Source organism: Gordonia sp. UBA7860 (assembly GCF_002500165.1).
GTDB lineage: Bacteria > Actinomycetota > Actinomycetes > Mycobacteriales > Mycobacteriaceae > Gordonia > Gordonia sputi.
Window position 1 is genome coordinate 1 of sequence record NZ_DLSO01000099.1, and the last position, 14,590, is coordinate 14,590.

The 14,590-nt window shown below is 59.6% G+C and carries 10 protein-coding genes and 1 pseudogene; 8 read left to right on the plus strand and 3 right to left on the minus strand.

The window, feature by feature from the left end:
* On the minus strand, positions 1-2,367 hold a 2,367-nt coding region (locus B3T59_RS12605; protein ID WP_287003637.1), incomplete at its 3' end, for an NACHT domain-containing protein.
* 119 nt (positions 2,368-2,486) lie between these two features.
* On the minus strand, positions 2,487-2,765 hold the full coding sequence (locus B3T59_RS12610; RefSeq protein WP_267879806.1) for a helix-turn-helix domain-containing protein: 279 nt from the start codon (positions 2,763-2,765) through the stop codon (positions 2,487-2,489).
* Positions 2,766-2,829: 64 nt separating this feature from the next.
* On the opposite strand from B3T59_RS12610, the pseudogene B3T59_RS24615 reads away from it, so the two are divergent.
* From B3T59_RS24615 to B3T59_RS12635, 6 genes and pseudogenes are all read left to right on the plus strand, one after another.
* A pseudogene (locus tag B3T59_RS24615) lies at positions 2,830-3,294 on the plus strand (TniQ family protein); the annotation flags it as partial.
* 177 nt (positions 3,295-3,471) lie between these two features.
* A complete protein-coding gene (locus B3T59_RS12615) occupies positions 3,472-3,951 on the plus strand; it encodes a hypothetical protein (RefSeq protein WP_040519576.1) in 480 nt (159 codons plus the stop codon).
* 833 nt (positions 3,952-4,784) lie between these two features.
* Positions 4,785-5,738, plus strand: a complete 954-nt coding sequence (locus B3T59_RS12620) for a TnsA-like heteromeric transposase endonuclease subunit (RefSeq protein WP_083444510.1) — start codon at positions 4,785-4,787, stop codon at positions 5,736-5,738.
* Between the two features lie 101 nt (positions 5,739-5,839).
* The gene (locus B3T59_RS12625) at positions 5,840-7,933 is read left to right on the plus strand and encodes a hypothetical protein (RefSeq protein ID WP_287003641.1); all 2,094 of its coding nucleotides are present in this window, start codon (positions 5,840-5,842) and stop codon (positions 7,931-7,933) included.
* Between the two features lie 102 nt (positions 7,934-8,035).
* Entirely contained in the window at positions 8,036-9,184 is a 1,149-nt protein-coding gene (locus B3T59_RS12630; protein WP_005180180.1) for an ATP-binding protein, read from the plus strand.
* Positions 9,184-12,189 (plus strand): TniQ family protein, encoded by a 3,006-nt coding sequence (locus B3T59_RS12635; protein WP_245551995.1) that lies wholly within the window; start codon positions 9,184-9,186, stop codon positions 12,187-12,189. Before B3T59_RS12630 ends, B3T59_RS12635 begins: the two co-directional genes overlap by 1 nt.
* A 198-nt stretch (positions 12,190-12,387) precedes the next feature.
* Here B3T59_RS12635 and B3T59_RS12640 read toward each other — a convergent pair whose 3' ends face one another.
* Complete coding sequence (locus B3T59_RS12640; RefSeq protein ID WP_005180184.1) at positions 12,388-12,690, minus strand: helix-turn-helix domain-containing protein; 303 nt, start codon at positions 12,688-12,690, stop codon at positions 12,388-12,390.
* A 689-nt stretch (positions 12,691-13,379) separates the two neighbouring features.
* Between B3T59_RS12640 and B3T59_RS12645 the strand changes: the two genes are divergently transcribed.
* Together B3T59_RS12645 and B3T59_RS12650 are read left to right on the plus strand one after the other, a co-directional pair.
* Positions 13,380-13,883, plus strand: coding sequence for a hypothetical protein (locus B3T59_RS12645; protein WP_245552008.1), 504 nt, complete (start codon positions 13,380-13,382; stop codon positions 13,881-13,883).
* Positions 13,880-14,587 (plus strand): RES domain-containing protein, encoded by a 708-nt coding sequence (locus tag B3T59_RS12650; protein ID WP_287003644.1) that lies wholly within the window; start codon positions 13,880-13,882, stop codon positions 14,585-14,587. The genes B3T59_RS12645 and B3T59_RS12650 overlap by 4 nt, the downstream gene beginning before the upstream one ends.
* The last annotated feature ends 3 nt before the right edge of the window (positions 14,588-14,590 follow it).

A 14,590-nucleotide genomic window follows, 5' to 3' on the forward strand; every position in this document is an offset into this window, starting at 1 on the left:
AAGGGCACGTGCGGCGCCAGTGAACGAGGCGCGAAGCCGCCGATCTAGCTCATCCCAGACCACCTCGCCCAGTGTCGCGTCGTCGGGCATCATACTGATCAGAGCGTCACTGAGAGTCTCGATGTGTCTGCCGCTGGGGCCATCTAGCAGGCGCAAAGCTGACCGGGCGAAGTCCCGCTGCCATCGAGGTGTGTTTGCGGCGAAGCCGTCGAGCAAAGCGCTGATGGCCGCAAGCGCACCGGGCTGGACGAGGCGGTTCACTGCGGTCTGTTGATCGATCAAGTTGAGGCGGTTGAGCACCATATCGCGTTGGTAGTAGCGTTCGTCAAACACTAGACCGGCAGCGAGTAACCACGTGTGCCGCCAGTGAGCCGACGGAATTAGGGCTTCGAGTATGTCTGACGGATCGTCGGACTGCATGAGGCACTTAGCGGCGAAGAACTCGGTGAGGGTTCGCACCTCGAAGGCCACACCCTCTCCGCGAGGAACGATAAGCACGAGCCTGGTCGTGGCCAATTCATCGATCTCAGCGGCCATTCTACGAGCTTCAGCGCCGGTGTATCCGTCCTGGTCGATGACTCGAGTGGTGATGTCTGACAGGAGTTCCTTTGCGAGAATTGATTCGGCGTCGCCCGACTGCTCAGCCTGTACGTGGATGGTCAGGGCGCACTGCTGGTGGATGCGGTCGAGTTGGGTCTGATACCGCTCGAACAGGAGGTCTGATGTGGGGTGCTTATTGCGTTCGCGTGCGTAGATCGTCTCGTAGTACGCGTTGAACAACGCATACCGGCTATGCGGCGCGCGAGTTCGTTGTTCAAGGAGGAGCGCGACAATGGTCACTTGTAGTGGCGTGGTCATCAGGCGTGCAGTCTCAGGTTCGTCGACCGCCCGCTCGAGTCTCTTCATCACCGTGTCCTGGCGGTCCTCGTCGTTGGGGAACCTGGTTTGCAGGAGACGGGATGCGTAGTTGAGTGCTTCGCCTCGGACGAGTCGGGACAGTTGAACTAACTCGAACCCTGAACTGCCGTCGAAGGTGTAGCCAGTCGGCCGCGAGGTACATACGATTAGCGCGTCGACGCGCTGGGCCGCCAGTTCGGTACGGAAGTCGTCGATGAGATCATTCATCAGCTGTCGGTCGTTCGCGGCAGCAACTTCATCGAGGCCATCGAGCACGACCAGGACCGGCCACTGCGTAAATAGGCGCTTGAGGTCGGGAATGCTCAGCTGTTCGGACTGGCCGCGATTAACCAGGATTGTGATGAATTGCAACACGGTCAGGGTGCGGTTGGCGCTGAGTGCATCCGCGAACTCACTTAGCACTACGCGGACTGGAAAGCGGTGCAGCCTCGGTACCGGTAAACCGTGAGCGACGAAGCTCTTCCTGACTCGGTCGCTGGCCTCCGCGCTCTGCTGGGTCAGAACCTGGTCTTGACCTTGCAGGAGCGCGGCGCGGTAGATCTGGCACAGCGTACGCGAGAGAGTTGTCTTCCCGGTGCCTGGGCCGCCGAGAATGATGATCTGGGCGTTGCTGGTGAGACCGAACTCCGGGGCGCGTACCTGATCAGCGGCCAAGACAATCCGGCGCAGCACCATGTCTTGTCCAGAGGCTTTGCCGTTCACCACGAACTGTGCGGGAAGATCAACCGCTACCTGCTCCAGCATCAGCTGCCGTGCAGCTTGATCGCCGGACTCGCTCAGCTCAACCATCATGTCGGCCTTGAGCGCGCGCACCAGATGTGTCACCAGCACCTGGGAGATCCGCGCGTCCTGCTCGGCGACATGATCGAGCAACCTCGACAGAACGTCGCCGGGCATGATGAGGTCGGCGAACCGCTGCCGGACCGCCGGGTGATTGTTTAGTAGGCCCGTCAGTTGATCGGGATGCCAAGCAGCCCAGCCCTTTAAATGCGGGATTCCGACTTTCCTTGGCGGCTCTCCAGGCCCCCCTGGCTCGGTAAGGTCCCGATACTTCACCATCAGCTGCTCGAAGCGATCAGCGCCGCCGATCTGGTTCACAGGAGTCAGCACGACGTTGGTCGCGAAAACAAGGTACTCAGGGGACGGGACTCGCCGTGTCTTCCGACCTCGGCCCACCCAGGCGTCAAGCTCTTTCGTGGCCTCGGCAAAAAACCAGCTCTGGTCCAGAGCTGTGGAGGTGATCCGACTTTTGAACTTCGCCTGGATCACGCCATAGCCGGTCCAATCTCCACCACCCGGCACGCTGCAATCACCGTTAAAAGTGGCTTCGCGGCCGCCATCGCGGCCGTCACCGAAGATCCGAACACGACCTCCGATGCTCGCGAGTGCCAGAGCCTGCACCAACTGCTCGAAACCATCTGGACCAAGCCTCGAAAAATCGTACGTCATGACCGATAAGGCTAGTTTGATCAGATCGTCACAACGGCCACCGTGCCAAATGGCGGCGCGTACGCCCTCACCAACGCGCGCAGCCGCAGGTGAAGCATTAGTGGCGTCAGTCCCGACGACTAGAGATTTGACTCTGCATCCGCGAGTATCGCGCTCGGCGTCGTGCCCAGTGCTTCGGCCAGATCCCACAGCCGGTCTACTTGAGTCGAGGCTTCACCGGTTTCGATGCGGGCGATGGCTGGTCGGCTGACGCCGCTGGCGTCGGCGAGTTGCTGCTGAGTTAGTCCGGCCCCGACTCGTGCTCGGCGAATCGCGTCTCCAACTGCATCTCGCCGCATCTTCCGGACCCGCCTTTGAGCTGGCGTCAGGGACGCTTCAGGGACCGGCACGTCGTTCATTGTGACCGGTCGGGGAGGGGCGCGGTTCGCCCCACGCCCATTGTATCGCACGCGATACTAAGACATGCTCTCGCAAACCAAGTCCGACTCGCAAGCTCGAACTGCTCTGCGTACATTGGCGCTGCGTGTTCCGGCAATCGACGGAGAAGCGCTCGATTCGTGGGTAGAAGCGTGCTGTCGGCGGCATCGGCTCACGCTGGGCGAGTTCTATCGACACATGTCTATGCCGGGGGCAGGCAGGCGCGACCTCGTTACCGGCGTATCGCGATCCGAGATCGAGCGGTTAGCGCTCGCCGGCGGAATGCGCTCGGCGCAGATCGAGGCGATGACTGTGTCGGCAATGTTCCCAGAGACTGATGGGTACACCGTGACGCCGGTTGCTACGGACTACCAGGTTTATCCACGTCCGCGTGCGGGCTTCTGGCTCGTGACAAGGAGCTCACGGTTCTGCCCGCAGTGCCTAACCGAAGATGGTGGCCGATGGCAGTTGGGCTGGCGGTCTCGGTGGGCTTTCGCGTGTCGCCGCCACCACTGCTTGCTCGTGGATACATGCCCCCAGTGCGGATCGCACCCACGACGTCGTCGCATCACGCAACTGCGGCTTCGCGGAGGTTCGTGTGATGGCGCGAATGGTCGCTACGGCGGTGTTTGCCAGTTCGTCCTCGGCGGAGTTCAGGCGACTGCTCTCGATGCCGATTCGCCCATCTTGTGCGCACAGGCACGCATCGACACGCTTCTGCGCACCGAACGTGATCCGTCGCCTTCAACCTGGGCGCCGAGTCCACTGCTGCATGATGTGGCGTACCTGGCGCGCCAGATCATTCTGGCTGGTGATATCACGCAGATCGACTGTCTTGTAAGGGGAAGTGGCGCGGCGATCTTGGAACTGCGGGAGACCGGTGACATGGCGCGCAACAGCACGCGCAACTTTGTATCGAGCTTTGTTCTCGCACCAACGATAGCGCTGGCTCTCGGAGTGCTCGACTGTGCGGGCATCGATGAGGCTGCCCGGCGCTTGCACGAGCTGCTTCCGCTACCAGCAGAGCATCTACACTGTACAAATCTGCACCTGGAGATGAATGCGTGGGCGCGTCGAAGTGTTCAAGTTGAACTGATTTGGAACCGGCTGCGCACCGCCGAATTCGTGCCAGACTCGAGCAAGCGTCTGATCCGCAGGAGCAACTGATTGATCCGCTGTCTGCTCGGAGCTGTCGCAGCCGGAGGCGCCTCCTGCACGAGGGTCATGTGCACCAAGTGTGGCAACAGTGTCCTCCACCAAGGCAGGATCGGTGGGGCTAGTCGAACTGCTTAACCCAGTCGGTGGGAGGGAAGAGCACGAGTGACCAGTCCAGCTGGTTAAGTTGGCGCCCGAGAATCACTTTCGTGCGACGGGGTACCTCACACGAGTTGATATGACTGACGAGTTGTGTTCGCTCGGCGGTGAGATGATTGCGATAGTCGCGGTACTGAAGACGGCACCTCGGACTGCAGAACAGCTGCCGCCGACCCGCGTGGTGGACGGCGTACGAGACAGGCTTGGTGCAGAACGGGTTGAGGCACACCGACTCGGAGGGATAGTCGCGGCCGCTTTCGAGTAGTTGCTCTACGGTGTGAGCCGTGCCGAGCGCATAGATGGACATAGGGTCCCTCTCCCGAACTGGCAACCCGAACTATCACGTACTCGATCGCACGCGGTGTAGTCAGTCCGCCAGAGTTAGTTGTGGCTTCGATGTATGGGGACGACGATACGCGCAGAGTTTTCGTGGTCTGATAAAAGGGGCTCACGGCTATGGATTGGTCCGCCAGTTCGCGCTACCATTGGCTCTCAGAGGTGAAACGGCATCAGGACCGCCGAGCAGACACTCTCGTTAACTCTGAATCGAAGTGATGCCAATGAACTGGCTCATACTCTGATCGCGGATCTCTGATCACTCTTTCCTGCCGAATCGCTTGAGCGATGAGCACACCTCGCCCTTGGAAGCAATTACTCAGCGAGTTCGTCCGCCAGGTCGGCCGAGCATGATGCCTGTTTCCAGGACGGTGATTGATGTCGAAACAATGTGTGCAAGCACGCAGTTGTGCGGTCAGATCATGTCGAAGTCCCATGCACAGACCCTCCGAGAGGATAGTGCCGTGCCGGAAAAACATGGCTTACAGGAAGACATCAAAGCAAGCGCCGGGGGTCCTGTAATAAGGATACGAGGTCTTGATGACACCGTGACGACTGTCCCCTGTGACGGCGTCCAAAGCCGCGAAGCGCTCAAGAACACACTTCCCATACGGCTTGTTCGTCATTTCTCGGGGCAGTGGTACTACTCGGGTAAACACTACTGCTTCACGATGGGCGCTCACGTGCAATACGAGTCATTGCGAGAGCTACGACGACTCCAGCTCGCAGATGCCGATCCGGAGATCATCGAGATCCATTCGCAGCCGTTTCGGCTCGTCGAACGGGCCGAGCGCCGCCTCCGCCGCTACACACCCGACTACGCCACGGTTTCGCGGTCGGGAGAGGTCACCATAGTGGAAGTCAAAACAGCTCCAGGACTCAACGATCCCAAAGTAGCTTCGTGCCTGCAGTGGGCGATGCCACGGATCCAAGCACTGGGCTGGAACACCGAGGTCCACGTGACCGAACCCGATGAGATGGTGTCACTCAACATGGGTTACCTCGACGGGTTTCGCGACCCGGAACTCACCAACTCCGATGTCACAACTGCCGCCCTTGAGGCGGTTCGAGCAGGCACATTGACCGTCGACGAGCTGGTCGAGAAACTTCAAGAACAGTTTCCACAATGGCCAGTCACCCCCGCTGTGCGCCACCTGATCTGGCGTCAACAACTCCGCGCCGACCTGCACCGATTCGTTCTGCGCGGCACCACAGAACTCTCGGAAGGGGTGCCACTCCCGGACTACCTGACCGACGAGGCGAGAGCATTGTTCCACCACCGCATCAGCGACTCCGTTCGCTGATCGTCGCCTATTCCACGAGCACACAACAGCCACCACCAGGGCAGGCGATAGACATCGCCTTCCACAAGAAACGAAGAACCATGGACCTATCCAGGAGTGCCGTGAGCGTAGTTCCCGGCACCAAAGTCGTGTATCACGGTCGGCCGGCTCACGTTGAGTCGATCAGTGCCGAAGTAGCTGTGCTGTCCTACGAAGACACCCCGGGATTCTGCACGATCTGGACTGGCTCCATGTCCGCGAACCCCAACTTCGTCGTCCTTGACGCCCTTCCGCCTGAGGGAAAGACATCTGCCGCCTCAGACATCGATCTAGCGCCCGAACAGGCGCAGCGCGACGCCTATGAATGGGAAGAACACGTCCTAGAGATCACCACGGGATACCGCAGCGGCACCTCAGATCGCGCGTTGAAGGGCGAACCCCGTTCCCAATACGCGCCCGAGATAGCTCTGGAAGAACGATATGCGGCGAAAGCAGCAGAGCTGGGGCTGACTACCTCCTGTGTGAAGAAGCGATGCGCAAACTACTGGGCCGCCGACGGCAACCCCGCAGCGCTACTCGACGGACGGTCAATCCGCCGAAAACTAGGGATGCACTCCATTGACGCCCGCTGGTTGGAAATCGCTGCCCGGCAGGTACGCGAGCACCCGGGAAAAACCAGAATCACTCGCAAAGCGATGATCAACCAAATCAATCAACTGTGTGAAAGGCAGTACGGCGACAGGGTGCGACAGCCTGGCCGCACCACCGCATACGCGGCACTGACGGAGCTTTCCGCCGGTCGTTACACGTTCCGGTCGTCGGTACAGACCGAGAAGCAACTCGCGGATTCCCCGTCCGGCGAATTTCACGGCTTGCACGCGGACTACCCCACTCAATTCTTGATGCTCGACACTCACTATTTCGATGTCATCGGTCTCGACCGACTCACCAGTCGGTGGGTCAATCTTCAGCTGACGTTGCTCATCGACGTCTTCTGCAAGAAGGTTCCCAGTCTAATTCTAACGGAACGTTCGACTGATGCATTCGCAGTGATGCAGCTGCTGTATCGCTATTTCGCGCCGCTGCAACGGCCCGCCTACATGCAGCAACTCGGGTGGTTAGGTGTCCCCGACCACGTCGTCTACGATCCGGACAACACTGACTTCATCCAATCGCGCCGCCCAGTTGCTGGTGCAGTTATCCCCGATAACGCTAAGATTTTCATCGGTAAACAAACTGTATCGGTCTTGCGGGCGATGCACACAGATCTACGACCCGCACGGGCTAACCAGCCCACGGACAAAGGCCCCTGCGAACGTCTATTTCAAACAATAGAGTACTACCTGCAAGATGTTGCAGGACAAAAAGGTGGATCTGTGCAGGTGCGCGGGGAGGACATCGAAAAACAGGCGGCCTACTACGTGGATGAACTAGAAGAGATGATCTGTGATTTCCTAGCAAACGTCTATCACAAACAGATCCATCGCGGGATCCAGCTGCCGGATGCTCCACATCTTAAGCTGTCACCCAACGCGGCACACGAATTCGGCGTTCGGCGCTCGCTCGGAAAATTTGGCTTGACCGTACCGTCAAGCCCGGACCTTCTGCTGCGACTACTACCGCTGGTGTGGCGCACCATCACCACCAAAGGAGTGCAATACCGACTGCAGTACACCAGTCCTCAACTCCCACCCCCCGGATCCCGCAGCGGCACCGGTACCGGACCAGACATCGACAAGTTCCCGGTACGAGTCAACCCATGGGACATGCGCTACCTCTACTTAGAAAAATCGCCGGGAGAGTGGATTCGCCTGACATGGAACAAGGCGCGCTATGTCGATGGACCATTCACCGAGCGAACACTGTCGCTTGCTCGCGACTACCAACGCCGTTGCGATACGGCAGTCGACGACGTCCAAGCAATCAACGAAATCCTCCACAAATTCGGTGCGGGTATCGCAGACACACCCCAAGAGCGGCGCGCGGCGTTGGAAGAACTCCGACGCGACCGCAACCCGCTAGAACCAACTCCGACCGTGACCCTCCGATCCGGCGGCGACCAGTGGGAGTCACCCTCAGACAGCGATTCTGAGATCGACCTCGACACCGACGTGGCTGTCCCCCTCCCCGATAGCGACGGCAACTACAACGAGCAGGAACTCGACGACTACTACAGCCGGGCCTCAGGAACTACCACCGACGATGTCGATGCATAAAGATATCGCAGTTCGTTCGCACCCTTCCAAAAGAAAGAGGAACACCCAGACACAGAAAACCGTACACGGCCCGATATCACTGAATATAGCACTGGAAACACGATGTCCAACTCGCAAAAGAAATTGTCCCCCGAACCCGATCTAAGGGTTGCCAGCTTGGTTCTCAAGGAGGGATTCAAGGCACTCGCCACGCACCCTCCGACACGGCCGGAACAACTAACCACGCCCCAGCTCAAGGCACTCAGCACCAGCGCACGCAGCGACTACAATCTGCGACGCCGTGCATACCACGCAAACTACGGACCAATCAAAACCCCCATGCTGATCAACGCGAACGAAACCATCGACATGGTGTACGAATGCGGTGTAGACAAGCGGGGAGACAAAGTGCGTGACTCCGTCATCATCAGTGCGTCACCAGGACTCGGTAAGACCACCATGGTCGTCGATTACGCCCAAAGAATCTTCAATGCCCAGCGGGCTGAACTTGGTGATTACCTTCCGTCCACCGATGCAGAACACATTCCAGTCGTGTATATCTCCATCCCATCGAACCCCAGCCCAAAGGCGATCGACGAAGCCATCTGCCGATTCTTCGGGGCACCCTTATCCGGCAACGAAGCGACGCTGCTCGCACGCGCACAGGACCACGTCCTATCGTGTGCAACCGTACTAGTCGTCGTCGATGAAGTGCAGTTCATCGACGCAACCACCCCGAGTGGACGGCGCAGCATCAACCATTTGAAGTCGCTCACCAACCACCTTCCGGCGACCTTCATCTTCGTCGGGACTGGCTTATTCGATGCCAAAGACCCCTACAACGAGGAACGCTCACACAACCTCGTGACCCAGATGTCACGGCGCTGGACACCCATAGGATTCAGGGGATTCGGACTTAAAAACGAGGAACAACAACAGCAGTGGCATGACACGCTGCTCACAGTGGAGCGTGACCTGCTGCTAGTACACAAGCACCCCGGCATGCTCGCCGTCAATCTTGCTGAATACTTGTTCGCCAGGTCGAGTGGCCATATCAACTCGCTGATGTCACTAATCGCCCGTGGATCCCGTAAAGCCATTGCTACAGGGCAAGAATGCCTCACCCAGGATCTCCTCGACACAATCGCCATCGACGCCGAGGCTGAACGGCAACGCAAGGGCTATCTGGCGGAGATCGAATCCGGGGCAATCGGATCCAAGCACCTGAAATCGCGCGCTCGCGGCTCGAAAAAGGCGACGGTGGCATCATGATGACCACCCGGACGCTTGCCGTTCGCATCCCTGCCGTGCCGGGGGAGAGTATCGAATCGTGGACCGATGCCTACGCGAGCCGGTTCAACGTGCCTCGGAGCGTATTCCGCTATCTCAACTACGGTCTCCGGACCAGACATGGTCTAATCCAGCTGCCCGCCACCCCCGGTGGGCTTCAACCCCTTGCCGACGCCACCGAGACATCACTCGAAGACCTCCTCACGATGACCGAATACGCGTTCCCCACAGTGGACGCGAGCGCAGGGGCGTTTGCCCGACGCGAGGCCGACCAGCGGGGGTGGACTCTAAGAAACATCTTCCGTCTGCGTCCAGCGTCTCGATTCTGTCCGCACTGCCTCTCTGAGAACGGTGGACGATGGCTTCTCCGCTGGCGCATCGGCTGGGAGCTCGTATGTCCTCGTCATCAGTGTCTATTGGTCGATCTCTGTCAACGCTGCGGCACGAGCCCCGCCCTTCATCGGATGGCCACTGACATCCCCGTGTTGCAAGAGTGTGGCGCTCACATGCTAGACAACTCTGCCGACCCCGCCTGCACGTTCCCTCTGGGTCAGACCCTCACGGCCGGGCTTTCCGACGATGACCCTGCTCTCATCGCACAACGCACGGTCAGCAAAACCGTCAGCACCGCGATGTCCATCCCACGAGATGGAGTTACGGCGGACTCCGATACCGCCATACTCGACGCCGTCTCGTTTCTCGCTGACGCAAGGGTTTTGGCGATTCGCCTCAAGCGCGATGCGGACTGGAGTAAAGCAGCCAATGAACACTCCTCCCATTTCACTGGCCTGCTTGAGAACCTCACAGCAACCGACGTCGATCGCGGGTCGCTACTCGACGTCGCAGCTACCGCCACATCCGTCAGCATCCTTTCCGCCGACAATGCGACCGCCGCCGAGATGCTGCGCCTGCTGCTTCCAAGCTTCGGAACCGTCCTCTCACGAACAAGCGGGTACCGATACACAGCGCGCACCAACAAAGGTGGCCGCTTAGAGTCGATCTTCTGTGGTGCTAGCCAGGCGAATGACATAAACGCGCTAAAGCAGACATGGCGTCGTCCCCAGACATCGGGAGAACTCACCAGCCCACAGCACGCTGCAGTGTCCTCAATCCCGCAACGCATGTGGCCAACCTGGGCGGTTCGGCTCCTCATCCCCGGTCTCAACGAAGACTACGGGGCTGTCGGTCTCTCGCTGGCAACGGTCATCGCTGTCACGGGAAAACCGGTTGCTGATTGCGCAACGCTCCTCGGCATCGATGAAGACCCACGCCACATCGGTTCGGTCTGGCACAGAGCAGGAAGCGCGCGACTCCCACGGTCAGTCCTATCAGCCATCACACGACTCGGCGACTACCTCGTCGACCATCCAGGCAAGATCGACTACGACCGCCGTCGTCAACTGGACTACTCACAGCTCCTGCCCGAGGACAAATGGCGTCAGATCGCTACCGAACACGGCGTAGATATGGGGCGCCACGAACTGGCACGCGATTTTCTCTACCGGCGAGTCACACTGAACTACCAGCGAACACGGGGAGTCGCGGCATCCGATCGACGCACGCGCGAGGTACCTCGACTCCTTGCATTGCTCAGCCCGCAGATCGTCGAGGCGCTTGACCACCAGGCGAGTGTGTTCCTCAACAGCCTCGGAATTGACGAACCAGTGTGCGCAGAACCACCGATCGATCTGATCGCCGACCTAGACCTACCGGGGCCACCTGTGCCCCTACCACGGGACGACATCACGAACCTACTGCGCGCAGATAACCTATCGGTACGCGATGCGGCACGCGCCCTCGCGATCTCCCCTGCCGCACTGCGCATATACCTGAACGATCAACCTATCCAACGATCAACGAGACGCCGCATTCGAAGAAGTAAGTCGTCTGGTCAGCGTCCCGAAGCACCCCCGTCTGACAGCCGCAGCAGTGACGCGGCAGTGCATTCGAACACGGCGCCAGACGCACGCCGAGCGACGCTACCGTCGCGCGACACACTCTACGACGCGTACGTCACCCGGCGGCAGACCGTCCGCGAGATAAGCCGCGATCTCGACCTGAGCGAACACAAGGTGCGTATCCTTCTCCGTGAAAACGGAATTGAGGTCCGTGGACGGAAGACAGTTTCGGTCGACACCGCGCAGATCGTCGACCTCTACGTGACGCAGAACCAGCCGTCGACCGAAATCGCACGCCAGCTCGGTGTGTCGAGGACCACGATCACCAACCGCCTTCGCGAAGCTGGCATCACGATTCGCACTGGCGGCACGCAAGAAGGGGCGTCGGTTGTGTCCTTGCCCATCGAAGAAATCAAACATCTCTATGTCGATGAGCTCATGACTCTTGAACAGTTGAGCGTTCGGTACGGTGTGTGCAGACCCACGATTGCTCGCCGCCTCAAGGATAGCGGCGTCGTCATTTTTCGAGGCCGTCGAGTGGTGGATTACACCGCAACGCGCAGGGTCGAAGTGTCTACCCCAGTTGACGACGCAGTACCGCCTGCCGCGATTTCACCTGACGCGATCAAATCACTCTACGTCGACCGGAAACTAACGCTCCGCGCAACCGCCAAACGTTTTGGCATTAGTGAGTCTAGGCTTTGCGAAATAATGCGCGAGCAAGGCATCGCTATCCGTACTCCATCACGTCGCCCTCCTGGGGCCGGACGCGTTCGGCTACTGCCGATTGAAGAACTACGAGATCGCTACCTCAACAAGCATCAATCGATTGCCGATATTGCTGCTGCACTCGACGCCGCCCCCTCCACGGTCGGTAAGAGGATGCGCGCTGCAGGAATCATTCCCGCAGCTGCTCCCGAATCAAAAAAGAAATTAGTGCCCGGTGAGCTACTCAGGAAAAGGTACGAAGAAGAGGGGTGCCTAGTCAAAGACATTGCACACGAGTTCGGTGTTTCAAACGCGTGTATATACGAATGTTTGCATCGTGAAGGCATCCCCCTCCGCCGACCTCGAGGGAAATCGGTATGATGAAACTGCTGGTCACGGGATAGAGTCAGTCTTTGAGTGCTGACATGCAGTGGCCGGCGACCATATCGAGCAGCCGCGCCGGACCCGCCCCGTCAACGATCGGGGTCAGGGCGTCGAGCAAGTTCACGAAGCTCGTGACCCTTGCCCGCGAACGTCTATCACCCGAACAAACGCTTCGCTGGTGGTTGCATGGTGATGCTAGTGGCGAGACCTGGAACTGGTCAGATGGTCGGCGACGTCTGTGTCGGGATCGGCGACGACAGCGACATGGATCCCGACTTGGTATGCGAGGGTAACGAGAGCGTCGAGGCTGAACTTCGAGATGCGGCCGTTCATGAGTTCAGAGACTCGCGGTTGGGGGATGTCGAGGTTGGCGGCGGCAACGGTCTGCGACCAGCCGAATGTGACGATACGTTCGCGCAGTGCACGCATCAAAGCTGCTCGGACGCGCATGTTCTCAGCTTCGGCAGGGGTGTCCATGATGTCATCCCATACGCTCACTGGTCCTCCTTTATGCGATGCTGGGCAATGGGTGCGAGCTTGTGAGTGACGCTTCGCTCCGGATCCAACTTTGTGTCGAGCGGTCGTCTGTGTCTTTTTGGGTTATATCGTCGCTAGCGCGTATTCGAGACCTTCCGGCGACGTGAGACAAGTCATCGTGTATCGGCTCGAACAGATTCAGTTCGGCTCCAAGTCTACGACTGGCATGCCATGCCAAGTCAGGCGCTATTCGACCGCTGCCTCCCCGCGCTGCATCTTGCCGCCAGCTTCTACCTGTCCCGCGCGCCAGATCGTGCGCCTCACCAGAGATCCGGCTTGTGGCCCTGCCGTTGCTTGCAGGAGAAATGAACCTTCGGCGACATACCCGCAATGGGAGCTCGTTCGGCGTGTCTGTTTCGCGTTCCCCGCGTCTGGTTAGACGCTCGCAACCAGCAACAACCACACATACGCCCACCCGGCACGCGGTCAGTGCCGAGGCTCGAACCGGCCAGCCGGGGCGATACACCCATGCCGGATGAAGACGACGCGTCCGAGGCGATTCGGGGCATCAGCCGATAGGAGTGAGCACACGACCGCTAGGTTGACCCGGTTGACCGACGGGATGTGTGGGCGTAAAACTAGAGGCAGGTGGTTGTCCAGGTTGACCGAAAGTGGGCTCGATGTCGGATCTGATGGATCGTAAGCAGGCGTTGCTCGACGAGTTGGGCAGCCTCTTGGATGTGCGGTTCGCCGTCGCCGAGGACTCTGGGGTTGACCCGGCGGTGTACGCGGACACCTCCCGAATTGCTAGGGCAATGATGGCGGCACTGCCGTCTGCAACCAGCGTGCATGATCAGACCGTTGGACCTTTCTACGACACTGCAGGACTGACCACCTGGCTTGATGTCAGCAAGCAGGCGCTCGCCAAACGCGTCAAGAACAACACCCTTATCGGCTGCCAGCTCGAATCCGGCACGTGGGTGTATCCGACGTGGCAGTTCACCGACGACGCCGTAGTCGACCGCCGGCTTTTGAGGGTGTGGCAAGTTTTGCGGGAGCACGCCAACGCGTGGACCGCGGCGCTGTGGATGTGCTCACCGAACGCCGCCCTCGACGACGAAACCGCCGTCGCGTATGTCAGGGGTGGCGGTGACGACGAGCTCACAGCGGCCCTCAACGCTGCCCGAGTCGATGCGGAACGCTGGGCGGCATGAGCAGCCGTGAATCGGTAGCGCTGCGTGAACCCGGCGGACGGGACTTGTCATCCTTCCCGACGGTCAGCATTCCCACGAGCGCACAGCTGTATCGAGGACATCGCACAGCCAATGGTGCATGGTTCTTCTCGAACGGAGGGGCAGGCCGTTTCGATCTCGACGCACCCCGCGGAACCTGCTACCTCGGTGTCGATCCAGACACCGCAGTCCGAGAAGTCCTGGGCCCAACCCTGCACAACCTTGGTGGTGTCGACGAAGAATTCGCCGCGCAGCGCGTCATATCGCAACTCCACCTACCCGACACCCGTATTCTCGCCAACCTTTGCGATAAGCGAGCTGCCGACTTCGCCATCACCCGCGAAATACACACCATCACTCCCTACGACACGACGCACGCCCCTGGGCACGCGCCCTCGACACCATCACAGACGGTGTGCAATACGAATCACGATTCACCACCGCCGCACACGCAAACGCAGTCGCAATTTTCGATGCGGCAGGCCCCAAACCATGGCCAGCCGATGCAAAACCAATCCCATTCTCAGCTGCGGCGCGCGGCGCTGGCATCGCAGTTTTGCCCCGGCCGCGCAAAGTCACCATCATCCAACCACCCCGCTGATCAATCCCGACAGAAAACCACCATTCCAACGCTGGCCTGCCGAGCCCGGACTGTCCCAGCCGACAGTGTGGGAGTATCAGATTAACGG

What these genes read in the sequence shown, in the direction of transcription:
- B3T59_RS12635 (WP_245551995.1), top strand. Translation starts at nt 9,184, where the DNA reads ATGACCACCCGGACGCTTGCCGTTCGCATCCCTGCCGTGCCGGGGGAG.
- B3T59_RS12610 (WP_267879806.1), bottom strand. Translation starts at nt 2,765, where the DNA reads ATGAACGACGTGCCGGTCCCTGAAGCGTCCCTGACGCCAGCTCAAAGG.
- B3T59_RS12650 (WP_287003644.1), top strand. Translation starts at nt 13,880, where the DNA reads ATGAGCAGCCGTGAATCGGTAGCGCTGCGTGAACCCGGCGGACGGGAC.
- B3T59_RS12630 (WP_005180180.1), top strand. Translation starts at nt 8,036, where the DNA reads ATGTCCAACTCGCAAAAGAAATTGTCCCCCGAACCCGATCTAAGGGTT.
- B3T59_RS12620 (WP_083444510.1), top strand. Translation starts at nt 4,785, where the DNA reads ATGATGCCTGTTTCCAGGACGGTGATTGATGTCGAAACAATGTGTGCA.